The sequence below is a fragment of the Micromonospora sp. M71_S20 genome (genome assembly GCF_003664255.1).
Taxonomy (GTDB): Bacteria; Actinomycetota; Actinomycetes; order Mycobacteriales; family Micromonosporaceae; genus Micromonospora.
This window is the reverse complement of record NZ_RCCV01000004.1, coordinates 341559-365831: the sequence shown is the minus strand read 5'-3', so window position 1 is coordinate 365831 and position 24273 is coordinate 341559. Positions and strand designations below refer to the sequence as shown.

The window sequence follows — 24273 nt, the reverse complement described above, 5'->3', positions numbered from 1 at the left end:
CCCCGATTCGACGCTTATCGACGCCCGAGCAGTGCCCGGGCGGAACCTCGCCGTTCACGGCGGTCGTCCCACTGCTGCCGGAGGAGTCGGAAATCGTCCGCCTGGCTGGCGAGCAGGTCGGCCAACGCTTCGGGGTTGACCGAGCCCGCCGACCGCTTTCCACGAATTGCGCTCTCGATGTCGAAGGCGTCGGCGAGCACGCGTGCCGCGTCGGAGACCTGGTATCCGTGCCGGCCGGCGACCTCGGCCAACAGCCCCGGGTCCCCGGGATGGGGCGGGATGTCGGCGGAGATGGCGGCGGCGATGTACTGCCCGACGACGATCTGGGCGTCACGCCAGGGGATCCCGTCGTTGAGGGTCAGGTCGTTCGCCAGTGCGAACGCGCCCAGATACTCCCGCCGACAGGCTTCCCGCATCCGGGCGGATCGGAAACGCAGGTTGTCGATGACAGTCGAGAAGAGCCGCAGAGCGGTCCGCGTGGTGGAGACGGAGACGTGGAGGTTCGCGGTCGCCTCCTTGGACACCTCCACCATGTTGGAGTAGGGCGTCGAGCGTTGGGCGAGGACGATGTCCACACCGAAGGCGCCGAGATGTGCCAGCTTCCCGCGGATCCGCTCCAGGATCGGGAAGTTCTTCTTCTGGGGCATCGCCGCCGAGATGCCGGAAAGCTCGTCGGGCAGGTCGATGAAGGCGTACTCGTTGCTGCCCCACGTCATGAGGTCGGTGACGAAGCGGCTCAGTTCGGCACTCAGGATGGAGAATTCCGCCATCATCTCCAAGGCCAGTGACCGGGACGCCACCGCGGTCAGGGCGTGCGGAACCGGGCCCGCGAAGCCGAGCAGGTGCGCCATGCGATGGCGGTCCCAGGGCAGCTGCTGACCTGCCATCGAGCCCGCGCCGAGCGGCGAGAGGTCGTTGCTGTCATAGGTGGCGAGCCAGCGGCGCAGGTTGTGCAGAATCTGCTGGGAGAGGGCGGCCAGGTAGAAGCCGGGAGTGATCACCTGGGCTGCCTGGAGATGGGTGTATCCGGGCATCAGCAGATCGGTCGTGCCGCTGGCGAGCCGATGGACGGCCTCACCGAGGCCCAGCAGGTCCTCCGCCGCCCCACCGAACCACTCGCGTGCCGCGAGAGCGTGTGCGGTCGCCTGAGAGTCGTTACGACTGCGGTCGACGTGCCAGGCCGGGACCGGCTCGGTCAGCTGACGATGCACCCATTGCTCGATGGCCATCGACGTGTCGGACATGTTGGTGGAGGGGTCGGCGCTGAGCGTGGATTCGTCGATCCTGCCAAGAATGTCCGCGATGTCTCGTCGTTGGTCGCCGGTGATGACCCCCATCCGCTCGTACTCGAACAGCAGAGCCACTTCCACAGCGAGGTAGTGAGGAAGCAGGTGCGCCATGTCGAAGACGAACTGCGGCCGGAGGATCTCGTCATGCACCTGGCGGGACGGGCCGCTGGACAACCGTCCTGACATCAGGGCGGAGCCCTCGGGAACGAGCTGCAACTGAAGACCCCCGTTACGAAAGTTGCGCGGCCGGACGGCAACCAGAATCCGCGCCTTGCGGCGCGCGACATCGCCTGCGGATCAGACCGCCTCGGATGAAATACGGTCAGCTGAGGGAGGTACGACGACTCACGACAAGGGCGCGATCGGCAGCGCGGGGATAATTCGACGTTTGCCGTCAGCAGACATCAAATCGACTCCCCGTGGAACGACTACAAATCGTGCGAACAACGGAGCATGAAACAACGGTTAGCGCCAATACCCGGTCTTCGATGGGGCGAGCGTAGCCGCGCACCCCGCGCCGGGCAAGGGACTGCATTCGCGCGCTATGTCTGGTACAGGTCGTATTTGCTCATCCCGGTATCCGGCCCTGAAGCACCCGCCTGGGCACCCTGACGATGGTGGGAGCTTTTCCTCCGGCCGAGGCCGCTCCCGGCCATTGATACTGCTGACAGGGCTGACGGCCTGGACGGGCCGGGCGTCTTTGGCGCCTGGAAACGCGGAACGCGTATGGGGATTCAGACCGGTGGGAGTTAATCCCGACCCATCGTCGGCGGACACGGGACAGCGCCGGTCTGCATTTGACCTTCAAGCGGAATTCCAGGTTCCGTCGATGACGCCTGACCGAAAGCAGCCTCGCGACTACCGACCGTTGCGGGCGTCATGGCATTGCGACCTCCCGGACGGCGACGACCTCCCCGCATCCTGACAGACCTCCGGCGGGCAATGCCGTGTCGTTGGTGGACACACTCAAGGGGTCGGATCTGACTCGGGCAGTGTGCGGACGCTGGCGCCCGCCCGACGGCAGATCCGGGTACGGATGTCGAGATCGTCGGGCAATATCGGTTCGAGTCCGGCACGATGGGCTGGTTGGTGAGGAACGCGGTGGCGCTCGTGCTGCTGTTCGCGCCGGGTGACTTGCCGGCCGCCATTGCACACGCGGTGTGAACCGGCGCGGCACCGCCGACAGCGGCGGGGGTGGTGTCGGTGGCCCGCTGCTGTTCGGCGTACATCTGATCCTCACAGCCGTAGCCGGATCGCGACAGTGACCACCGGCACCACACTCACAAGCTCGGAGCCAGACATCGGCGGCTGCCCCTCGCCAGGGCAGCTGGGAGGAGGACGCGATGCAGGCCATCCAGAAGGTCCGCCATCGACGGGCCGCCGTCGACGGTCTGGAGGTGTTCTTCCGCGAGGCCGGGCGCCCCGGCCAGCCGGCGGTACTGCTGCTGCACGGGTTCCCCAGCTCGTCGCACACATTCCGCGAGATCATGCCCACACTCGGCGACGTGGCGCACGTGGTCGCACCCGATCTGCCCGGCTTCGGCATGTCCTCGTCGCCAACCGTCGGCAAGTACGACTACACGTTCGAGAACCTCTCGCGGACGATCGAGACCCTGCTCGACCAGCTCGGGATCGAGCGCTTCTTCGTCTACCTGCACGACTTCGGCGCACCGGTGGGATACCACCTGGCCACCCGGGCCCCGGCTCGCATCCGCGGTCTGATCGTTCAGAGTGGCAACGCGCACGAGGACGGCCTCGGCGGGCAGTGGGACAGCGCCCGGGCCTACTGGACCGATCCGACCGACGAGAAGCGCGCCGAACTGCCTGACTGGTTGAACTTCGCCGGCACCCGCGACCAGTACCTGGCCGGGCTGCCCGAACGTCTGCGCACCCTGCACGCTCCCGAGTCGTGGCACCTCGACTGGGAGCGCATGAGTCGACCCGGCAACGTCGACGCGCAGTTCGCGCTGTTCACCGACTACGCGAACCACGTCGCCCGCTTCGATGAGCTCGCCGAATACCATCGCGCCCACCAGCCGCCAGCGCTCGTGCTGTGGGGACGGCACGACGCGTACTTCGACGTGGACGAGGTCCTCGCCTACCACCGCGCCCTCGATCGCATGGACGCGCACATCTACGACGGTGGGCACCTCTTGCTGGAGACGCACGCAGCGGAGTGTGCCGAGCTCATGCGGGCGTTCGTGCTCGACAACGGCAGGGCAAGCCCTGGATGGACATGACCATCGACACGTGCGAACCGCCACGCCGGCTGGCGGTCTCCGCAGTCGACGAGCACGGCAGCTGAAATCTGGACATGACGCTGGCCGAAAGCGCGGGCGTCACCGAGCTCCGGTTCACGCAGCACCTGACCGGCACGGAGGGCGTCGGCGAGGTCGGACCGGGCTGGAAGTCCTACCTGGACGCTCAGGCAGCCTCGCACGACGGCCAGCCAGCGCCGGATTTCGACGACTACTACCCCGCCATGAAGGAGCACTTCGAAGCGCAACGACAGAGACGCTTGTCGGATGATGATCGCCAGCACAGTCAGCGGCAGATCCGGAGCGTCGGATCGTCACGGGCCGCGCGGGCGCCCGGTAGGTTTGCCCGCATGTCACCGATCCCAACGCCGCTGCTACCCGAAACCCGACGTGCGCTGGTCCACCGGCTGGCCACTGGTCAGGTAGCGGGTCGGGCGCCTTCGGTCGTCGCCGCCGTGGCGCGTGACGGCCGTCCTGTGTGGATGGACGGGCGGGGAACGGTGGACGGCAGAGTGCCGGATGGCAACCTCCAATACCGGATCGGCTCGATCACCAAAACTTTTCTGGCGGTGCTGGTGCTGCGCCTGCGCGACGAGGGACGACTCGCGCTTACCGACCCGCTGGCCGAGCACCTGCCTGGCACGGCGGCGGGCCAGGCCACGGTCGGTGCCCTGCTGGCGCACACCGCCGGGCTGATCGCTGAGGCGCCCGGCCCGTGGTGGGAACGAACCCCGGGCGCGCTGCGACCCGACCTGGCCGACGTGCTGGGCAGCGATCCGCAGGTGCATTCGGCCGGCCAGCGCCACCACTACTCCAACCCCGGTTATGCGCTGCTCGGCGCGCTGGTGCAGCGGGTTCGGGGCCAGGCGTGGGGCGAGGTGCTGCGGCGCGAGGTGCTGGAGCCGCTCGCGATGACCCGCACCACCCTGCAGCCGGTCGCGCCGCATGCCACGGGCTGGGCGGTGCATCCCTGGGCCGATGCGCTCCTTGCAGAGCCCGCTGTGGACACCGGCCTGATGGCGCCTGCCGGGCAGCTGTGGTCGACCGTGACGGACCTGGCCAGGTTCTCCGCGTTCCTGATCGACGGCGACGACCGGGTGTTGCATCCGGACACCGTCGCGCAGATGCGCAACCCGGCGAGCCCACCGGAGGCGACAGGCTGCGACAGCGGCTACGGGCTCGGCTTGCAGCTGCTGCGCCGCGACGGCCGGCTGTTGGCCGGGCACACCGGCTCGATGCCGGGCTTTGTCGCGACCGTGTGGGTCAGCCCCGATGACGCTCTGGGCGCGGTCGTCATGGGTAACGTGACCGCGGGCCTGTCCGCCGGTGCTCTCGCCGCTGATCTGCTGCAGACGGTCGCCGAGCGGGAGCCGCGGATCCCTGCGCCGTGGCGACCGCTGCCCTCGATCGACCCGCAGCTACTGGATCTCGCCGGCCCGTGGTACTGGGGGCCGGCCCCTTATGTGCTGCGCCCGCAGGCTGATGGCTTCGTGGAGTTGGCCCCGCTGTCCGGCGGGCGCGGCACCCGGCTGCGCCCCACCGGCGACGGCGACTGGGAGGGGATCAACGGCTACTTCGCCGGCGAACGGCTGCGGGTGCAACGCGACGCGGCTGGCGCCGTCAGCCACCTCGATCTTGGCACCTTCGTCTTCACCCGGCAGCCCTACGACCCTGCGGCGCCAGTGCCCGGCGGTATCGACCCGGCCGGTTGGCGGGCCGGCTGATCTGACGAACGCACTGATCTCGGCGGAGTCGGCTGTGCCCGGTCGACGCGCACCGCGCTCGCTCGACGATCGACGCACGCGGTGATGGACGTCCACACCGGTCGGTGGGGACGCACCTACGCGCTGACCGGGCCAGCTGGACACGGGTCCGCGGCTGGCCCGGTCGGCGCGGCGTACCGGCACCGTCAGGTCGGTGCGCCGACCGAGGTCAGTCCACCAACGTGACCTGCCCGTTGTCCAGGTCGTACCGGGCACCGACCACCTTCAGCGCGCCCGCGTGCACCCGCTCGGCGATGATCGGACTGCGTACGGTCAGCGCCTGGACCTGGGCGCGGACGTTGGCGCGGACGCCGTTGTCGACCTCGTCCCCGGGCTGCCCCAGCACCGGTGCCACCACGGGCCGCAGGCTCTCGACGATGGTGCCGATGTGACCGGGGGCGGAACCGCCGGTGCGGATGGCGTCGATGGTGGCGGTGATCGCCCCGCACCGCTCGTGACCGAGCACGACGATCAACGGGCTGTGGAACTCCTCCACGGCGAACTCGATGCTGCCCAGCAGCAGGTCGTCGACGATGTTCCCGGCCACCCGGTTGTCGAACAGGTCGCCCAGACCCTGGTCGAACAGCACCTCGGGGGCGACCCGGGAATCTGCGCAGCCGAGGGTGATGGCGATCGGGTGCTGACCAGCGGCCAGGCGGCGCAGGTCGGCCAGGCTCTGGTGCGGGTGCCGGCTGTGCCCGGTGACGAACCGGTGATTGCCGTGGCGCAGCCGCCGCCACGCCTCGGCCGGGGTGACGACGGGCAGCTGGCTCGGGGCGGCCGTCGCCGGCCGGGAGGCGGCGAGGCCGAGCGCGACAGCGGTGGCCCCGCCGGTGGCCAGCAGCGACCGACGGGACACGACGTTTCGCTTCACGATGACCTCCTGAGGTGAGGTAAGCGCCTGCTTTCTACCACCGCCGGAAGAGCCGCTGTGTCCCTTTTCCGACCCGGCCCGTTGCGTCACAACAGCGCTCGCCCGCCGGCCCCGGCAGGACGCCAAGGCGCCGGGACCGCGTACCGGGCCCAGTTCCGTGCCGCGCACAGGACGGCCGTCAGCGGGCGGCGGGCCGGTCGACGCCACAAGGGCCCCGGATCCGTGAAGTCGGGTGATGTCTGGTTCAACCACTGCGGGGCGGCGCATAGGGGATGCTCTGTCGATGGGCACGCATCGCAGGCCCTCATGCGTACCCTCGGGTCGCTCTTCAGCGGTTCTGTCGTTCGATGCCACGCCGGATGAGGCCGCGGACGCCGGGAAGGGTGATCGCTCGGATCGTGACGTCGTTCATCCAGACGTGGAAGCGGCTCGGTGGCGCGTACTGGTACATGCCGCGGCGCGCGAGCGCCTGCCGCTTGACGACCTCGGGTCGCAGGCCGGTCTCCCATTCCGCCAGGGCTGATGAAACGTCGTCGCCGTGCCGCTGCAGGGCGGTGCCGAGCCGGTCGGCGCCGGCGAGAGCAAGGGCCGCGCCGTGCCCGGCGAAGAGCGTGACGCACCAGGCCGCGTCGCCGAGGAGCACGGTCCGGCCGGTGCTCCATCGTGGCATGTCCACCTGGCTGACCCGGTCGAAGAAGACGCCGGAAGGGTCGGGCTCCAACTGACCGATCGCCTCGGGCACGCCCGCGGCCAGGTCTCCGAACGCTGCGCGAAGCGCATCCACCGGTCCGCGTTCCAGTTCCCGGCCCGGGTCCGCGCAGCGGTACGCGAAGAAGGCCGAAGACCGTTGCGGGCCCAGGTTGACGACTGCCGCCGTGCGCCCGGGGCCGATGAAGGTCGTGGCGGACGACTCGCGTACGGCCGCTACCGGATGCGCGAGCGGGAACGCCGCCACCACGTACGGCAGGTCGATCCGATGATCGGGGCCGAACATCGCAGTCCGGGTCGCGGAGTGCACGCCGTCAGCGCCGATGAGCAGGTCGGCGTCCTCGATGGTGCCGTCGCTGAGCCCGATCCCCACCCGGTCGGCGTCCTGGTCGACGGAGGAGACGGTGACGCCGAAGCGGATCTCGACGTGGCCGCGTACCGCTTCGTACAGTGCGGTCTCGAGGTCGCCTCGGAACACCGTCATCGTGCGGGGGCCCAGTGCGGCCTCGGCGACGGCTGAGGGCACCGTGAGCTTCGGCCTACCGTCCGCTCGGACCAGCACCGTGGTGAACAGGCCCAACGCGCGATCGGAGAGGGCGGGGACCAGCCCCAACCGCTCGGCGGCGTCGTAGCCCCCTCCGAGCAGGTTCACCAGGTAGCCACCGCTGCGCCGGGCCGGGGCGCGCTCCACGACGAGCGTGTGCCACCCGTCCTGCGTCAGCCGCAGGGCGGTGGCAAGACCGGCTATACCGGCGCCGACGATCACCGCTCGTTTCATCCGCACTCCCAGACCAGAATGAGCGTTCGCTCAAACAGTATGAGCACATGCTCATCCCGGCGCAACATGCTTAGACTTCGGGCATGCCACGCGGAGTCGCCATCGCCGAACCTCGGCAACACCTGTTCGCCGCCGCGGAACGCGTGATCGCCGCAGCAGGCCCCAGCCAGCTCACCAGCCGAGCGGTGACCCGCGAAGCCGGCGTCGCCACAGGGCTGCTGTTCGCCCACTTCGCGAACTTCGACGACTTTCTGGTCGGCTACGCGGTCGACCGGAGCTTCCAGATCGCCAGCGCCGCGGCCGGCCTCTCCGGCCGCGCCGGCACCGGTGCGGTCGCCGCGAACCTCACCGAGACAGCCCTCGCGACCCCGATGATCACCCTGCTGGCCGTCACCCGGCTCATCGCCTCCCGGCCAGCGCTAGCTGCAGAGGTCGAAGCGGTGCTGGGCAACGGAAGTGCCGCACTGCAGCCACTCGAACGCGCCGTCGTCGCATACCTCGTCGCCGAACAACAACTCGGACGGATACCCGCAGGCGCCGACACCGAGGCGCTTGCTCTGGCCGTGGTCGGCGCCCTCCACCACGTCGCACTCACCGGCGGAGCCGACCCGGCGGCAGACGGCCGCATCCGCCGCGCCATAACCGCACTGACCGACGGCTCCCAGGCCGTCACTTCCTGACTCGATCCCGCGCGTCCAGGGCACACTCCCCCGCCCACCACATCCGGATCTGCCGCTGATCGCGCGGCCCGCCGACTCACCCAGCTCGAAATGATCGACCGGTGATCGCCGCCGACCGCGTCGGTGGATCAAGGCTGAGGACTGTCGGCTATCCCGTTGGCGGACGTCCCGGCCATCGGACGCAAGCGCAGGAAATTACACCCCATCGGTCATTCCCGATAAACCATCGGACATCCGTGACCATGGCACAACCCTGCGTCGCCCAAAAATCGGTAAAGATCCATGTCACCGTCTAGAGAACTGGAGCATGCGTGTCTTCGATGAACAGAAGGAAGCTGATCGCGCTCGGCGCCGGCGCGGTCGCCGCCGCGGCGACCGGCACGGCGGCACAGGCCGCACCGTCCACGGACGGCGCGCTGGCCACCGCCCCGTCCGCCGCCGAGCTCGCAGCCACCCTTCCGGGGGGTTTCACGAGCAGGTACGCGGCGGTCAACGGAATCCGGCTGCACTACGTCGCCGGTGGGCGCGGGGAGCCGCTGATCCTGCTGCACGGCTGGCCGCAGACCTGGTGGGAGTACCACAAGGTGATGCCCGCGCTGGCCACCCGGTACCGCGTGATCGCCGTGGACCTGCGCGGTGCCGGCGGCTCCAGCAAGCCGGCGTCCGGGTACGACAAGAAGACCATGGCGGCGGACATCGCGGCGCTGGCCGGGGCGCTGGGCTACCCCAAGGTGAACGTCGTGGGTCACGACATGGGATCGATGGTCGCCTACAGCATGGCGGCGAACCACCCCGCAGTCGTCAACAAGATCGCCATGCTGGACGTGGAACACCCGAACAGCAGCTACTACGAGTTCCGCATGCTGCCGGCGCCGGGTGCTCCGTTCCACCCCTGGTGGTTCGCCTTCAACCAGGTGTCACAGCTGCCGGAGCAGCTGATCACGGGCCGGTCCCGCTTCCTCGTCGACTGGATGTTCGACAACCTCCTGGTCAACAAGGAAGCCATCAACAACTTCGACCGGGCCGTCTACGCCCATGCCTACTCGACTCCGGACGCCATCCGGGGCGGCAACGGCTGGTACCAGGCGCTGGGCCAGGACATCGTCGACAACGAGACATACGCGCCGGTGACCGCCCCGGTCCTGGGCATCGCCCACGACATCTTCTACCCGAGCTTCGCTGCGACGCTCACCCAGCAGGCCATCAACGTGCAGCTGGTACAGATCGCCAACACCGGGCACTACTTCGTCGACGAGCAGCCTCAGGTGCTCATCCAGCACCTGAGATCGTTCTTCGGCTGAGGCCGGGCCGAACCGAGGCTCAGAACGGGCCGGTGGGCGACGGCCGATGGATCATCCCCGCCATGATCGCGTTGTGCGCAACGCGCCCGTGGCGGGGATGACGCCCGTTCCTGCTGTCCGTCGAGCTTGACCGGTGCGATGTGGGCGGTCCTCGCGACCTTGATGCCCTGGTCGGCTACGGCCTGGCGATCCTCGCCCCCGTCCTGCTGCAGATCGTCAAGGGCATTCTCGGGACGCCGTCATGACCGCTGCGCCGGACATGTCGCTGTCACCCTGGCCGCCGGCTTCCACGTGCCGCGCGTGGGACGGTCTCGCTGTCCTAGGCATTCGATGAACGGCAGCCGAGACAGGGGCCTGACACCTCGGGAACATACGTTCCGGGATGCCTGACGCAAGGCGCCTCGCCCGACGTGCTGGCCGGTCCATGCAGCGTGCTGGCCCCGCGTGGACGGTTCCGCGACGGCCGGCGGCGGCACGACTGGCGCCGACCTGACCGCGAGTACGCCGACAAGCTGCCGAAACCTCGGCGCACGCGACCGCGGATGAAGCGCTGACACTTCGCCCCGGGCCGCAATCGCGGAGGTGCGACAGAACTCTCCGGCTTGAAATCATCTCGGTGCGTGACCACATCGCGCCGAGATCTGCTCGAACCACCAATCCGGCGTGAATCAACCCGATCGCCGTGACCATGTGCCGCAGCACGTGGCGACGGACGCCCGCGAAGGAGAATCACGATGGAGATCACCCAAGCGCCGCCCCGAGCGGAACTCGTCCGCCGCGCCTCCGAGCTCGTCCCGCTGCTGCGGGAGAAGGCGGTCTGGATGGACGAGAACCGGCAGCTCCACCCCGACGTCATCGAGGCCATCACCGATGCCGGGCTGCTGAAGATGCGAGTTCCGGTCCGCTACGGCGGCTACGAGTCCGACATGGGCACGGTCGTGGACGTGCTGGCCGAGCTCGGGCGGGGTGACGGCTCGACCGCGTGGACCGTCGCGGTCTGGTCGATCAGCACGTGGTTGACCGGGCTGTTCCCCGACGAGGTGCAGGACGAGGTGTTCTCGACGCCGGACGTACGCGTCTGCGGGATCCTCAGTCCCGGCGCGATGGCCGTGCCGACCGAAGGCGGTTACATCGTCAACGGCAAATGGTCGTTCAACACCGGTGCGCAGCAGAGCACGTGGAACACGACGGCAGCGGTCACGCCGGTCGAGGGCGGCGGTTTCGCGCCGGTCATGCTCGCCATTCCGGTCGCGGACCTGCAGATCGTCGACGACTGGCACACGTCGGGCCTGCGCGGTTCCGGCAGCATCACCACGATCGCCAAGGACCTCTTCGTCCCGGCGGAGCGTGCGCTCCCGATGGGGCCGGTGCTGCAGGGTCAGCACAGGTCCAAGCTGAACGCCAACGCACCGATCTTCAACGCGCCGTTCATGGCCACCGCCTGCTCGATCGTCAGCGCGCCGGCTCTCGGCTTGGCCCTGGCGGCGAAGGACGCCTTCCTCGATCGGCTGCCCGGTCGCAAGATCACCTACACCAGCTACGAGAACCAGAGCGAGGCCCCGATCACCCACATCGAGGTGGCCGGCGCGATCGTCGCGATCGACGAGGTCAGGTTCCACGCACACCGCGCGGCGGACCTGCTCGACACCAAGAGCCGGGCGGGCGAGCCCTGGACGCTCGAGGAGCGGGCGCGCATCCGACTCGACCTGGGCGCCGCCTGCCAGCGGGCCGAAGAGGCGATCGGCATCCTGGCCAATGCCAGCGGCGGCTCGTCCGTCTACCGCGACGTCGCGATCCAACGCATCCGGCGGGACGTGCAGGTGCTCAACCTGCACGCCATCCTGCACCCCAACACCAACCTCGAGCTGTACGGCCGGATCGTCTGCGGCCTGGACGCCAACACCCTCTACGTCTAGGACGGCTGTCGCGAGGCTCCCGGTCGAGCCGGGGCGGAGCCCAGGCGACGTCCGGCAGGGCGGAGGTCGGTCCGGACACCGGTGTCCGGACCGACCTCCCACGCCGCCGGCGGCGATCCCGGCCCCACCGCCGTCGCCGCCCGCGCCCGACCGTCGCCGGGGCCCGCCGCGGGCCGGCCGGGGGACCTCGACACACGCCCTGGCAGACAGCGAAGCGTGGCCAGCCGGCCGCACCGCCGTCGCCGCGTGACCACGTCCGGCAGCTCCGTCTGCCGGGCACGGTCACGGCCACCCGGCGACCACCGCGGTCGTTCTTCGCCGGACCCCGCGTCCAGGAGATCCGGGAGTGGCAACCGGACGGGGTACGCCGAGATCGCCCAGTAGCCGACACAGGAAACCGGAGGCGCAGCCGTGCCGCGATTGAACCCAGCCCGAGCAGTCACCTCCCTGCTCCCAGAGCCTGGCCCCAGGCGCGTGTACGCGTTGGCACTGCTGGTCAACACGTTCGGCACCGGGCTGCTGATGGTCAGCCTGCCGCTGTACCTCATCCGAATCGTGGAGCTGTCCGCCGCCGAGGTCGGGGTCGGCCTGACCATCGCATCGGCGATCACCCTGCTGGTGGGCCTCCCGCTCGGCGACCTGGCCGACCGGCGCGGTCCGCTCGGGGTGACCAAGGCCATGCTCCTGGTGCAGTGCGTCGCGACGGTCGGCCTGCTCTTCATCGACAACTTCGCCACCTTCGTGGTCGTCGTCACCGTGGAGATGGTCGCCGGAAGGGCGATCGTCACGGCCGAGGGCGCGCTGTTGCGGCGGGTGGCCGACGACAGCGCGGCCGGCTTCCGCTCGCTGACCCACGCGATCACGAACGTGGGCTTCTCGCTCGGCTTCGCCGGTAGCGGCATCGCGCTCCAGATCGGCACACCGACCGCCTTCCATGTCACGATCGTCATCAACGTGCTGACCTTCGTGATCGCCTGGGTGATCCTGCACCGCGGCATGCCGCACTACGAGCCGCTGCCGATTCCGCACACCGCGCTGCGCTGGAGCGTGATGCGCGACAAGCCGTTCGTGGCGTACGCCGTGCTCGGCATCGCCTTCAGCCTGCAGTTCAGTGTCCTCCTGCTGCTGCTTCCGATCTGGGTGGTCGACCACACGAACGCGCCGGACTGGACCGTCTCGGCCTCCCTCGTGATCAACACCATCCTGGTCGTCGCGTTCCAGGTCCGCCTGGGCGCCAAGGTGCAGACGCTCCGGCAGGGCGGACTCGCGTGGCGGCGAGCCGGGTTGGCCTTCCTGTGCAGCTGCGCGGTGATGGGCTTCGCGGCCGGACTGCCCGCCTGGGCCGCGCTGCTGATGATCGTGGTGGCCGTGTCCGCGCACACCGTCGGCGAGATCTGGCACCTGGCCGCCGGATTCGCCCTGGGCATGGGCCTACCGCCGGCACATGCCCAGGGCCAGTACGACGGCTTCGCCAGCATCCTCGGCGGCACCGGCGCGGCCATCGCTCCGGTGCTGCTCCTCGGACCGGTCCTCAGCAGTGGCCGGACCGGCCTGATCGCACTGGGTGCCTTCTTCGCCCTGACGAGCATGCTGATGCCGGCCGTGGCGCGATGGGGCGAGCGGACCAGGCCGACGTCGCCGGACGTGGGCGAGACGGAGGCCGCCGGCGCGACGGCCTGAGCGGCACGGACGCCGACCGAGGCAGCCGTCCGCATTCGCGCCGCCGCGCGGGCCCGACCGGCGCACCGGCGAATCACGGATTTCGATCCAGCGCACAATACCGGCATTTATGCGCCATAACTCCACGGCGCTTCGCGACGGCCTCTCCCCGATTACTCCGTCCACACGCCGCGCGATCAGGCATCGGCGCACCAACGGTTCCCGTCAACCCATAGCGCGACCTGCACCGAATTGGTGCAGGTGGCAGGGCACGGTGCCGTTCCGTAAGGAGAAGCCATGCCCTGACGATCGCGGGCGGGACGCATATCCACTGTAGAGTCGGAACCCTGTGCAAATTGGAATCTGCTGCTACGATGGCGGCACGCTGCGACGCGTCGCGCCGTGGTTGCACATACGACGGGCACGGAGGGCTGAATTGAGTTTGCACCGAAAGCTGTTCTCGATGGCGATTGTCGCTTCAATGGTCCTGCTCACGCCTACGGCCGCGGGCGCTTCCTCTGCCGGCCACGACGACGAACCCAGGCGGCTCGCCACGGGTCTGTCCGGCGGCGCGGGCAGCACCATCGGCCCGGACGGGGCGCTCTACGTCACGGAAACCATGTCCGGTGAGATCTCGAGGGTGGACCGCACGACCGGAGCGGTCACCACGTACGCCACCGGCCTGCCGCTGGCGCTCGGCGTGCCCGGCGGTTCGATGGATGTCGCCTTCCTCGACGGCAAGGCGTACGTCCTGGTCACCCTGGTCGGGCCCGACATCGGCGGCAGCCACGTCGTCGGCCTCTACCGGATGGACGGCCCGAGCACCTTCACGGTCGTCGCGGACATCGGCGCGTGGGCCATCGCCCACCCGCCGAACTCGCCGTACGCGGTGGACAGTGGCGCCCAGTACGCGTTGCAGGCCTACCGTGGCGAGTTCCTGGTCACGGACGGCCACCACAACCGCGTGCTGCGCGTCACCCGCACCGGTGAGGTCTCGGAGGTCGTCGCGTTCGGCAACATCGTCCCGACCGGACTCGCCGTCCGGGGCAACACGGTGTACATGGCCGAGGCCGGCCCGGACCCGCACCTGCCGGAGGACGGCAAGATCGTGGCGTTCGACGCCCGGTCCCCGCAGCCGCGCGAGGTGGCTTCGGGTGGGCGCATGCTGGTCGACGTGGAGTTCGGTCGCGGGAACAAGCTCTACGCCCTGTCGCAGGGTTACTTCCCGCCCGGCAACCCGCACGCGTCGCCGGCGTTGCCCAACACCGGCGAACTGCTCCTGACCAAGCACGACGGCACCTTCGCCGTCGTCGCCGACGAGTTGAACCAGCCGACCTCGGTGGAGATCGTCGGAAGGACCGCGTACGTCATCACGCTCACCGGCGAGGTCTGGACCGTCGGTATCTGATCGGCTCCGCAGTAGCGCGTCCGCGCAGTTAATTGACGCAACAGATTCCACGGCCCGGCGACGCCTAAAGCGTCGCCGGGCCGTGGGGTCTTTTCGGCACAGCCGCGCGAACCTGAAGACGTCTCGGATGTCGAGACGAATCGAAAAGCGGCTGAATGGACCAGGTGGATCATGTTCCGCCGGAACTCCCCCGACGGGCACAAATTGTCCGCGTTACACCGCGGGTCACCCCCGCGCCCCGGCAGTGGTCGTTTCACGCCCGGGGATTCGCGGCGCGGCGGGACCGCGATACCGCAGCCGACCACGGTCGATCACCACGGTCCCGTCCTCCCTGGCGGTCCGGAACGAGGCGGCGCCGTCGTCACCGCGCCAGATCGAGACGACCAGCGAGTCACCCGGCGTCACCGGAGCGGTGAACCGGCCCGACATCGAGATGAACCTGGCCGGATCGGAGCCGCACAGCTCGTGCAGCAGCACCCGTCCGGTGAAGCCGTAGGTACACGGACCGTGGAGGATCGGCCGGCTGAAGCCACCTCGCGCGGCGACCGCCGGATCGGTGTGCAGAGGGTTCCGGTCGCCGGAGAGCCGGTAGAGCAGCGCCTGCTCCGGCCTCGTGCGCTGCACGACCCGGTGGTCGGGATCCCGGTCGGGCGGCTGCCACGGTGCGGAGGCGCCGCGGTCGCCCCCGAACCCGCCCTCGCCCCGGACGAACATGCCGAACCGGGCGGTGACGAGCGGCTGACCGTCGACGGCGTCGACGGCGACGCTCTCGAACTCCACAAGCGCGCCCGAGCCCTTGTCGTACATCCCGGTGACGGTGGAGGTGACGAGAACCGTGCCAGCGACCGGCAGGGGCCGGTGCAACTCGACGTGTTGCTCGGCCTGCACCAGCATGGCCCGATCGAAGACGCCGATGTTGCGCGCCACCGGGGCCCGCGCCAGCAGCACGCCGTACGTGGGCAGCACCTTCTGCTCGACGCCTTCGCTGTTCTCCGTGGTGAACGCGAGCTCGCGCAGCGGGTCGCCGAGACCCGCTCCGACACCCACGGCGTACAGCAACGCGTCCGTCGAGGTCCAGGATCGCTCGTACGGTTGACCCGGCACGCCGACGAGGCTGTGATCGAGCGGCATCAGGAGTCAGCCGGCTGTCCGTGCGGGACAGTCACGATCCTCGCCCCACTCACGCGGTCGTCAGTTCGAGCCGCTCGGGCCCACCGCTGATGATGTCGAGGAAGCACTCCTTGATCCGGTCGGCGAGGCTGGCGTCGTGCATGTCGGTCCGCACCTGCAGGGCGATGTCGAGGCCCTCCGGGATCGACGCCACGACGAGCATGGCGGGGAAGTGGCACTGCGTGGAGAGCGCGCCGCCTTCGGTCACGAGCGTCCCGGCAGCGTTGCCGAAGGCGAGCTCGGGTGTCGGGGTGTAGCTGAGGGCCACCAACCGGTCGAGCTGGATGAGCTTCTCGGAGCCGCTGAGCGCGCTGCCCAACTCCTCGGGGACGATTAGGACGTCGCGCGCAGCCATCGCCCGCAGATACGCCTCGCGCGTCCGCGCGAGGATGTTCGCACCCGAGTGGGACGGGCCGTTCGGACGCAGCACGATGTTGCCCACCCGGTTGGTGACGGTCCCGTCGATCACCTTGCCGGAATTGTTCGCGATGGCGACCACCACGCCGAAGTCAGGCGTTCCGCCTGCCCGGACGATGGACTCCACGTACACCGCCGCCACGCAGACGGATGACGGCATACCCTCGTCCCGGGCGTACTCCTCCCAGCTCTCCATCTGCGCCTGCGGCACGACGAACTCGCGCAGGACGGCCGGACCCGGCAGCGAGTAGCGCGAGTCCTCAGGCATCGGGGGAATCTCCGACACCCCGTCGCTGCGCCCGGGAAGCCGGCAGGGCGGGAGCTCATGGAGCTCGTCGCGCCAGTACCGGCGCTGCGCCTCGGTGTCCGCCGACGCGAGCTGGTGCCGGAAGTCGCACGCCATCTCCGCGAGCGACGCGGTCCGGCTCGGCCACCGCGGCGCCTCCCCCGCTGCGCGCGCCGCGTACGCCGCGGACAGCTCTGCCGTCACGATGACCAACGAACGGCCGTCGAACCCCGAGTGGTCCGCCGCCAGCCCGAACAGGGTGCGCCCGCTCTGCCTGCTGCGCACGATCGCGCACCGCCAGACCTTTCCCTCGTCGAGCCGGAGCGGCCTGCGCAGCGTCCGCCGCAGCGTCTCGAGCGCAGCGTCGTCACTGCCTTCCTCGCCCAGCCGGTGGAACTCCGCCTGTCCCGGATCCGCCGGCACCTCGGCCAACCCGAGCTCCGGCCCGCTGAGATACCGGGCGTGCAGCGCCTGGTGCCGGCGGTGGACATCGGTCGCGGCGCTTTCCAGGACCGCATCGTCGACCTCGCCGTCGACCCACCAGGCCATCTCGACCACGATCTTCTGCGGAACCGTCTCCGCCTGCACCGGAGTGATGGCCACGAGCTCGTCACCCTCGGCGGCGAGCGGCTTGGCGGGGGCGTCCTGTTCACCGCTCGTGTCGCGGGCCGCGTCGAGCCACGCCGCGAGCTGCGCGATGGTGGGGGTTCGGAAGATCTGGGTGAACCTGACCCGCACCCCGGTGATCTGCTCCAAGCGGGCGCAGGCGATCGTCACCCACATCGAGTCGAGTCCGAGATCGAACAGGGAAGCCGCGCGCGGCAAGCCAGGGACGTCGAGCAACTCCGCGAAGACGCGCTCGACCATGACCTCCGTCTCACCGTGGGGGCGCTCCCCACCGGCGACATCGGACGACGGAGCGGCATGGGAGGTGTCCATGGCCTTCTGCTGGGTCATATCCACTCCTCGTGAGGGACGGGACAGGCTGGCAACGACGTTTGGCCAGAAGCTGAGGATCGCCTGTCCTGCGCCGGCGCCGCACCTCTCGGGTTGCTCCCCCACGTCCTGACACCGGTCGACCGGTGGTCGAGGTGGGCGCACGTGCGGAGATGCCGTCGGGCGGACAGCCCTGCCATGGTGGATCTGCGAGGGATGTTCCGTTCCGAGCTCGCGGATGGGGGAAGAAGATGGGTACTGCTCGGGAGCAGGTCGTCGCGCAGGTCGCCCACACGCCGGACGCCCAGCGCTACGAACCGGTGTTCACCAACCCGACGGCGTACCGGGCACCCGAAACGCCACGGCAGGAAACCCTGTGCGCGTTGTTCGCCGAGGCCCTCGCCACGACCCGCGTGGGGCTGGACGACGACTTCTTCGACCTCGGCGGCCAGTCCCTCAACGGCATCCGGCTGATCAACCTGATCAACAAGACACTCGGACTGGAGTTGTCGATCGACGAACTGTTCGACTACCCCACCGTCGCCGAACTGGACCAGCACCTCGCCGGCTGAGCATGCCCGGCCCGGTGGTGCACGCGGGTGCCAAGCACCAGAGAGTTGGGAGTGATCCATGGGCACAGAACTCCCCGACCCGGCGGACATCGGCAGGCACTACGACGAACGGTCGCCGATCGAGGACGAGTTCCGCAACGGCCAGGTCCACATGTACTACTGGTACGACGAGGACGACAGCGCGACGCTGACCGAGGCCGTGGCCCGGATCAGTCGCAAGGTCACGGACACCCTCGGCCTGCGTGCGGGTGAGCACGTGCTGGACGCCGGATGCGGTCCCGGGGAGACGGCGGTGTCGCTGGCCCGGCAGTACGGGGTCCGGGTCACCGGCATCACGGTCAGCGCGTTCGAGGTGGAGAAGGCCAACGAGCGGGCCGCGGCGAGCGGCGTCGGCGAGTTGGCGCACTTCGAGTACGGCGACTTCATGAAGCTGGACCACCCCGACGGCACGTTCGACGCGGTGCTGGCGCTGGAGTCGCTGCAGAACGCACCGGATCTGGACCGGGTGCTCGGGGAGCTGTACCGGGTGCTGCGGCCGGGCGGCAGGTTGTCGCTCTCCGACTTCAGCCTCGAATCGACAGCTGACCCCCAGCGGCTCGCCAAGTTCATGGCCAGCCTGCGGCTGACCGTCCTGCCGTCCCTCGCGGAGTGGAACGCGCGGCTACGGGCCGCGGGCTTCGAGATCGAGGAGTACACCCAGTGCGGCCCGCGGGTGTACGGCAGGAAGGCGAAGTTCCTGGAGGCGGCGATGGTCCGACGCGGTGAGGTGGCCGCGAAGTTCGGCGAGAGCGCGATGGCCGACTTCTCCAGGAGGAGCATCGGCTTCTTCGCGCCGCGGAAGGACCAGATCGGGTACGTGATCGTCTCCGCGAGAAAGCCCAACCGGTGATCCGCGGTGCCGCCCCGGCCCCGTTCCGCGGCGTGGCGTGGCCGGATCGCGGCGTGCCGCCCGGGCGGGAGGACGACCTGCTGGTCCGGCACGGGCTGCTGGTGCGGCGGCTCTCCATCGTGCCGGGGAGAGCGGCGGGCGGCACTGCTCGGCATCGGGCCGGCGGTCCGGCCCGCCCGCCGATCGCCGCTCAGTCGTCGATCGCCTGGTAGATCGTGGTCCAGAAGTCGTTCCACATCGGCAGTGTCTGGTCGCCCATGTGCGCCCGCTGCATGACGACGATCGCCGTCATGTCCTCGGCGGGATCGTTGTACCAGCCGGTGCCGTAGAAGCCGGACCATCGCCGAGGGGCCCAGGCGCGTGCGCCGGGTGGCGACCGCCATCCCGAAACCCCAGCCCCGGTTGTCGAAGTCCCCGGGCCCGAACCCGGATACCGCCTTCTGCGCCGGGGCCAGGTGGTCGGTCGTCATCAGAGTCACCGACGGTCGGGAGAGCACCCGCTCGCCGCCGTGGGCACCGCCGCCGAGCAGCGCCGAGACGAATGCGAGGAAGTCGTCAGCGGTCGAGACGAGGCCAGCACCGCCGCACTCGAACGTCACCGGCCGGCTGAACCGCCCGTCCGGCGGGTCGTCGACGAACGCCTCGCCGGTGGGAGCGCTGTCCCTGGTGTACGACGTCGCGAGCCGGTCGAGACTTCCACTCTCCACGCTGAAGGCGGTCCTTCATGCCGAGCGGTTCGCAGATCCGCTCACGCACCGCCTCCTCCAGGGACCTGCCGGTGGCCCGGGCGATGAGCGCGCCGGTGGCGTCGGCGGCGGAGCCGTACATCCAACGCTCGCCCGGCTGGTGGACCAGCGGCAGCTCGCCCAGGCGGCGCACCCACTCGTCCAGATCCGTCCTGTCGATCGCGATCAGCGCGTCGGCGATCGGGACCGTCCCCGGCTCGGCGAGGACCGTGCCGATGCCGATGCCGAAGGTGAGCAGGTCGCGCAGCGTGAGCGGGCGGACCGCCGGAACGGTGTCGTCCAGCGACCCGCAGGGATCGGCGAGCACCCGCATGTCCGCCAGCTCCGGGAGCAGGTCGTCCACCGGGTCGTCCAGACGCAGCGTGCAGTCCTCGACCAGCGTCATCGCGCACGCGGCGACGATCGGCTTCGTCATCGACCGCAGCCGGACGATCGTGTCGCACCCCATCGGGAGCACCGCCACCGGGCCCTCGAACGCAAGGGTCCCGGTGGTTTCGACGTGCGCCTCGCCGACATCCTGCTCCCCCGAGCCGCTCGGTGAAAGAACTGTCTCCCCCCGTTCGACATCGCAGCTCAGCCTCGACGACGGGACAGCGGATCGATGACAGCCGTCGACCACCGTCCGCCCCCCGGACATCACCGGCCGGACACTCAGGTGACACCGGGGCCGTCGGTGACCGCCTTCGCGGCCGACCGCCGCAACGCTCGGTCACAGGCGGCGAGATGTCGGCCGAGGGCCTCCTCGAAGCTGGTGGTCGCGGCGTCGAACATGAGCTGCCGACGGACAGCCAGTTCGGTACCTGAGAACGTTCTCGTCATCGCCGCCACGGCGACGAGCGCATGGGCCGGATCCTCGGCCAACTCGTCGATCAGGCCCAGGTCGACGCCTTCGGACGCCTCGATGGCGGCGCCGAAGAGAACCGCCCGGCGCATCCGCGTCCCGCCGGCCTGCTGGACGAGGCGGAAGACCGCCATTCCCGGCCAGGTCGCCTCGCCGTACACCGACAGCGACAGGCGGACGTCCGGCGTCGCGATGCGATAGTCCGTGGCGAGCAGGGCGTCCAGGGCCACGCCCCCGCAGTCCCCGGAGGCGATCGCGACGGTCGTGACACCGAGGCGCTCGAGTCGACGCAGGGAACGCTCCCACTTGGTCACCAACGCCACGTCGAGGCGGCTCGTCCAGCCCGCGTCCGGCACGCCGGACACATGGACGGGGAGGATGGTCGCGGCCTCGACCGACTCGACCGCTGCGCAGATCGCCTCCACCGCGGCGACGCATGCCGGCGTCAACGGCTTCGAGCCGTCGACGTGGAGTTCGAGGTCACCTCGTGCGCTGTCCACGGCGCCGACGGCATGGTGGTCGTTGCGGCCCGTGCGGACCGTCTCCGCTGTCACCACTGGATCAGCGCCGTCTCGATCGTGGAACCTGGACCCATGGTCATGAGCACTCCATAATCGCCTGGGGCGGTGACGTTCTCCTGCTGGAGACGTTCATAGGAAAAGAGGAACGAGCCGCTCGACAGGTTGCCGTAGTCACGCAGGACCCCGGTGGTGTGCCGGACGTCGTATCGGGTCAGCCCCAGGTTCACCATCACGGCGTCGACGACCTTCTTGCCGCCCGAGTGCACCAGCCAGTGCCTGATGTCACTACGCAGCAGGCCGGTCTTCGCCAGCAGGCGGTCGATGACGAGTTCCGCGTGGGCGCCGACGACATAGGGCACCTGTGGATCGAGGTAGAAGCTGAACCGGCTCTGTTCGCGGTCCCAGTCGTAACGCATGGCCTCCATCGCGTCAGGGATGAGGCAACTGGCGAACTTGAGGATGCGAGGCCGACCAGGTTCGCCCAGGGCGCCGGAACCCGGGCCGGCGACCACCGCGAGCGCGGCGGCGCCGTCACCGAAAAGGCTGTTCACCACCGCGGTCCGCATCGTCGAGTCCAGCGCGTACGCGGCCGAGCAGGCCTCCGTGCACACCATCACGGCCAGTTCGCCAGGATTGGCCATCGACCAGTTCGACACCGCGTTCAGTGCGTTGAGTCCCGCGTTGCAGCCCATTCCGACGACATCCGTGCGCGCGCAGTGACGATCGATCCCCAGCTCGCGAATGATCAGGGCGCTGATTCCCGGCGTGAGGAATCCGGTCGAGGTGACGCAGCACAGGTAGCGGATGTCGGACACCGCGGCGCCCGCGTCGTCCAGGCAGGCGCGCAGCGCGCGCACGCCCATGTCCACGGCCAGCGCCTTGTGTTTGTCGAGCAGATCGCCCTGCGCCTCCGGCAGCCGGGTGCCGTCCTCCCCCAGCGGCGGCAGCGCCAGATAGCGTCGCTGGATCGCGCTGTTGAGGAATATCGAGCATATTCGCGGATCGGAGATGTCGAACGCGTCCAGCACGTCCTGCTGCGAGAAGGACGTGGACGATACGGCCGAGCCCACGCCGGCCATCGACGAGGCGTACGGGCTGGATGGGAACCACGGAGAATCTGCTGCCTGCGTCCGTCCCCCCGTGATCCGGGTACTGGCGGCGTCGACCGTCATTGGCAAACCCATGATTGCTCTCCATCTCTGCCGACGGCCGGTAGCTGGACAGCCGTGCACCGTGACCGCATCCGAGCCACCCATGGCCTTACGGCCAAAGTTGCGTTCGCGCCCATAAGCCGACGATGGGGCCCGAGACGCGGCGGCTGCATCTCGGAGGTTGCCCGGGCCTCGCGTCGAGGCCATGACCGGGCTTTTCAACGGTTGTGAACTGATCCCTTTCCGGTGTCCGGCAGGGCAGCTTCGCGTCGCAGTCATCGTCGGCGCCTGCGCGGTGGCGGGCATCTTCCACTGTGCGGTGCTCCCGCCCTCGGCACCGTCGACACATGCGAGGCGTGCGGTTCAGGCAAGCGCGAAGATGCCGTGCCCTGAGCCGCCGTACAGGATCGGATTCGGCAATTCTGCGTGCGTGTCGGACCGAGAGCAGAGGACGAGCGAATGTACGACTACGTGATTGTCGGCGGCGGTTCGGCCGGCTGTGTACTCGCGGCGCGGCTCAGTGAGGATCCCGACGTCAAGGTCTGCCTGATCGAGGCCGGGCTGACGGACGCGTCACCGAACATCCACGTCCCGGCCGGCGCTGCCAAGCTCTTCCGTACGCGGCACGACTGGGATTACGACAGCCACCACGAGCCGTTCTGCGCGGACCGCAGGATCTATCTGCCCCGGGGACGTGTGCTGGGCGGCACGAGCTCGATCAACGGCATGATCTACACCCGGGGTCATCGCCAGGACTACGACTCCTGGGAGCAACCCGGCTGGAGTTACGACGAGCTTCACCCGTATTTCCTGCGCGCCGAGGACAACGAGCGCGGCGCCTCCGCGCACCACGGCGCCGGCGGGCCGTTGGCGGTCAGCGACAACCGATCCAGGAACCCGATGTCGGACGCGTTCATCGCGGCCGCGATCGAAGCGGGCTACTCGGCCAACGACGACTTCAACGGCCCGGAACAGGACGGCTTCGCGTACTACCAGGTGACGCAGCGTGACGGCATGCGGTGCAGCAGCGCCGTCGCCTACCTGCGTCCGGCGGTCGAACGGCCGAACCTCACGGTCGAGACCGGCGTCCAGGTCGTCCGGGTCGTCATGGAAGGTGCCCGGGCGACCGGGATCGTCGGATGGCGGGGGGACGACACCGTCACGATCAGGGCCGAGCGTGAGGTCGTCCTCACCGCCGGCGCGTACAACTCGCCGCAGCTGCTGATGCTCTCCGGTATCGGTCCGGCCGACCTGCTCACGGCGCTGGGCATCCCGGTCGTCGTCGACCAGCCGCTCGTCGGGCAGAACCTGCAGGACCACCCGCAGTTCTGGTTGGTCTACGGGCATAACCAGCCGGTGAGCCTGCTGGTCGCCGGCGAGGAGCGCTACCAGCGGCAGTTCGCGGAGCACCACTCGGGCCCGTTGTCGTCCAACGGGCCGGAGGCCGGCGGCTTCGTCCGTTCACGCCCCGGGCTACCGGCACCGGACCTGCAGTTCGTCTCGCTGCCGGTGATGTACGTCGACGGTGGTCTGGGCGCACCCAGCCAACACGCGCTCTCGTTCGGCGCGTACGTGCTGCAACCGCGCAGCCGTGGCAGCGTGACGCTCGCGAGTGACGACCCCACGGCCAAGCCGCGGATCACCCACAACTACTACGCCGACGAGGCCGACCTGCGGACCGCCGTCGACGGGGTACGGGTCGCGCTGGACATCGCCCGGCAGCGGGCGCTGACGCCGTACACCGAGCGGCCCGTCAGCGTGCCGGCCTCCGACTCCGAGGCCGACATCCGCGACTTCCTGCGGCGCAACACGCAGTCGTCCTATCACGCGGCCGGATCGTGCGCGATGGGCATGGTCACCGACGCGGAGCTGAGGGTGCTCGGCACCGAAGGCCTGCGGGTCGCCGACGCGTCAGTGATGCCGCGGCTCATCAGCGGCAACACCAACGCGCCGACGATCGCCATCGCCGAGAAGGCCGCCGACCTGGTCCGCGGCCTGGCGCCACTGTCACCCGACCTGTCCGCCGTCACGAGCCACTGACGAACGACGCACGCTCCACGCGGCGCGAGGTCGTCTGCCCGTTCGGTTCGGCGAGCGTCGCCGGAGTCGA

The 24273-nt window shown here is 69.4% G+C and carries 18 protein-coding genes; 10 read left to right on the top strand and 8 right to left on the bottom strand.

The genetic code is table 11. The features are described 5' to 3' along the window. Positions 1 to 14: 14 nt before the first annotated feature. Positions 15 to 1439, bottom strand: coding sequence for an argininosuccinate lyase (locus tag DER29_RS30810; RefSeq protein ID WP_158619116.1), 1425 nt, complete (start codon positions 1437 to 1439; stop codon positions 15 to 17). A 1193-nt stretch (positions 1440 to 2632) separates the two neighbouring features. On the opposite strand from DER29_RS30810, the gene DER29_RS30805 reads away from it, so the two are divergent. Next, entirely contained in the window at positions 2633 to 3529 is an 897-nt protein-coding gene (locus DER29_RS30805) for an alpha/beta fold hydrolase (RefSeq protein ID WP_121401130.1), read from the top strand. 74 nt (positions 3530 to 3603) lie between these two features. After that, positions 3604 to 5271, top strand: coding sequence for a serine hydrolase (locus DER29_RS30795; RefSeq protein ID WP_233600273.1), 1668 nt, complete (start codon positions 3604 to 3606; stop codon positions 5269 to 5271). 208 nt (positions 5272 to 5479) lie between these two features. Here DER29_RS30795 and DER29_RS30790 read toward each other — a convergent pair whose 3' ends face one another. Beyond that, positions 5480 to 6184: a carbonic anhydrase gene (locus DER29_RS30790; RefSeq protein ID WP_121401129.1), complete on the bottom strand. Its 705-nt coding sequence runs from the start codon at positions 6182 to 6184 to the stop codon at positions 5480 to 5482. A 328-nt stretch (positions 6185 to 6512) separates the two neighbouring features. Continuing rightward, positions 6513 to 7670 (bottom strand): FAD-dependent oxidoreductase, encoded by a 1158-nt coding sequence (locus tag DER29_RS30785; protein ID WP_121401128.1) that lies wholly within the window; start codon positions 7668 to 7670, stop codon positions 6513 to 6515. 83 nt (positions 7671 to 7753) lie between these two features. Here DER29_RS30785 and DER29_RS30780 point away from each other — a divergent pair, with 83 nt between their 5' ends. The 5 genes from DER29_RS30780 to DER29_RS30760 all read left to right on the top strand — a co-directional run bounded on the left by DER29_RS30780 (position 7754) and on the right by DER29_RS30760 (position 14634). Further along, positions 7754 to 8350 (top strand): TetR/AcrR family transcriptional regulator, encoded by a 597-nt coding sequence (locus DER29_RS30780; protein ID WP_121401127.1) that lies wholly within the window; start codon positions 7754 to 7756, stop codon positions 8348 to 8350. Between the two features lie 320 nt (positions 8351 to 8670). Next, positions 8671 to 9651, top strand: coding sequence for an alpha/beta fold hydrolase (locus DER29_RS30775; protein ID WP_121401126.1), 981 nt, complete (start codon positions 8671 to 8673; stop codon positions 9649 to 9651). Between the two features lie 734 nt (positions 9652 to 10385). Then, the gene (locus DER29_RS30770; protein ID WP_121401125.1) at positions 10386 to 11567 is read left to right on the top strand and encodes an acyl-CoA dehydrogenase family protein; all 1182 of its coding nucleotides are present in this window, start codon (positions 10386 to 10388) and stop codon (positions 11565 to 11567) included. A 474-nt stretch (positions 11568 to 12041) separates the two neighbouring features. Further along, positions 12042 to 13247, top strand: coding sequence for an MFS transporter (locus DER29_RS30765; protein WP_121401124.1), 1206 nt, complete (start codon positions 12042 to 12044; stop codon positions 13245 to 13247). A 442-nt stretch (positions 13248 to 13689) separates the two neighbouring features. Further along, a complete protein-coding gene (locus DER29_RS30760; RefSeq protein WP_121401123.1) occupies positions 13690 to 14634 on the top strand; it encodes a ScyD/ScyE family protein in 945 nt (314 codons plus the stop codon). A gap of 225 nt (positions 14635 to 14859) precedes the next feature. Here DER29_RS30760 and DER29_RS30755 read toward each other — a convergent pair whose 3' ends face one another. Together DER29_RS30755 and DER29_RS30750 are read right to left on the bottom strand one after the other, a co-directional pair. After that, complete coding sequence (locus DER29_RS30755) at positions 14860 to 15738, bottom strand: MaoC family dehydratase (RefSeq protein ID WP_233600272.1); 879 nt, start codon at positions 15736 to 15738, stop codon at positions 14860 to 14862. A gap of 76 nt (positions 15739 to 15814) precedes the next feature. Continuing rightward, the gene (locus DER29_RS30750) at positions 15815 to 17464 is read right to left on the bottom strand and encodes a condensation domain-containing protein (RefSeq protein ID WP_121401121.1); all 1650 of its coding nucleotides are present in this window, start codon (positions 17462 to 17464) and stop codon (positions 15815 to 15817) included. Positions 17465 to 17694: 230 nt separating this feature from the next. On the opposite strand from DER29_RS30750, the gene DER29_RS30745 reads away from it, so the two are divergent. Beyond that, positions 17695 to 18015, top strand: coding sequence for a phosphopantetheine-binding protein (locus DER29_RS30745; protein WP_199729620.1), 321 nt, complete (start codon positions 17695 to 17697; stop codon positions 18013 to 18015). Between the two features lie 58 nt (positions 18016 to 18073). After that, positions 18074 to 18904 carry a cyclopropane-fatty-acyl-phospholipid synthase family protein gene (locus tag DER29_RS30740; protein ID WP_121401120.1) on the top strand — a complete coding sequence of 277 codons (831 nt, stop codon included), beginning with the start codon at positions 18074 to 18076 and terminating at the stop codon, positions 18902 to 18904. Positions 18905 to 19459: 555 nt separating this feature from the next. Here the strand turns inward: DER29_RS30740 and DER29_RS30725 are convergent. The 3 genes from DER29_RS30725 to dpgA all read right to left on the bottom strand — a co-directional run bounded on the left by DER29_RS30725 (position 19460) and on the right by dpgA (position 22196). Continuing rightward, positions 19460 to 20098, bottom strand: a complete 639-nt coding sequence (locus DER29_RS30725; RefSeq protein ID WP_158619115.1) for a serine hydrolase — start codon at positions 20096 to 20098, stop codon at positions 19460 to 19462. Between the two features lie 203 nt (positions 20099 to 20301). Then, complete coding sequence (gene dpgB / locus DER29_RS30720; protein ID WP_199729619.1) at positions 20302 to 21045, bottom strand: enoyl-CoA-hydratase DpgB; 744 nt, start codon at positions 21043 to 21045, stop codon at positions 20302 to 20304. Continuing rightward, positions 21042 to 22196 carry a 3,5-dihydroxyphenylacetyl-CoA synthase DpgA gene (gene dpgA / locus DER29_RS30715; RefSeq protein ID WP_199729618.1) on the bottom strand — a complete coding sequence of 385 codons (1155 nt, stop codon included), beginning with the start codon at positions 22194 to 22196 and terminating at the stop codon, positions 21042 to 21044. The genes dpgB and dpgA overlap by 4 nt, the downstream gene beginning before the upstream one ends. A 426-nt stretch (positions 22197 to 22622) precedes the next feature. Here dpgA and DER29_RS30710 point away from each other — a divergent pair, with 426 nt between their 5' ends. After that, positions 22623 to 24203, top strand: coding sequence for a GMC family oxidoreductase (locus DER29_RS30710; protein WP_121401116.1), 1581 nt, complete (start codon positions 22623 to 22625; stop codon positions 24201 to 24203). Positions 24204 to 24273 lie beyond the last annotated feature (70 nt).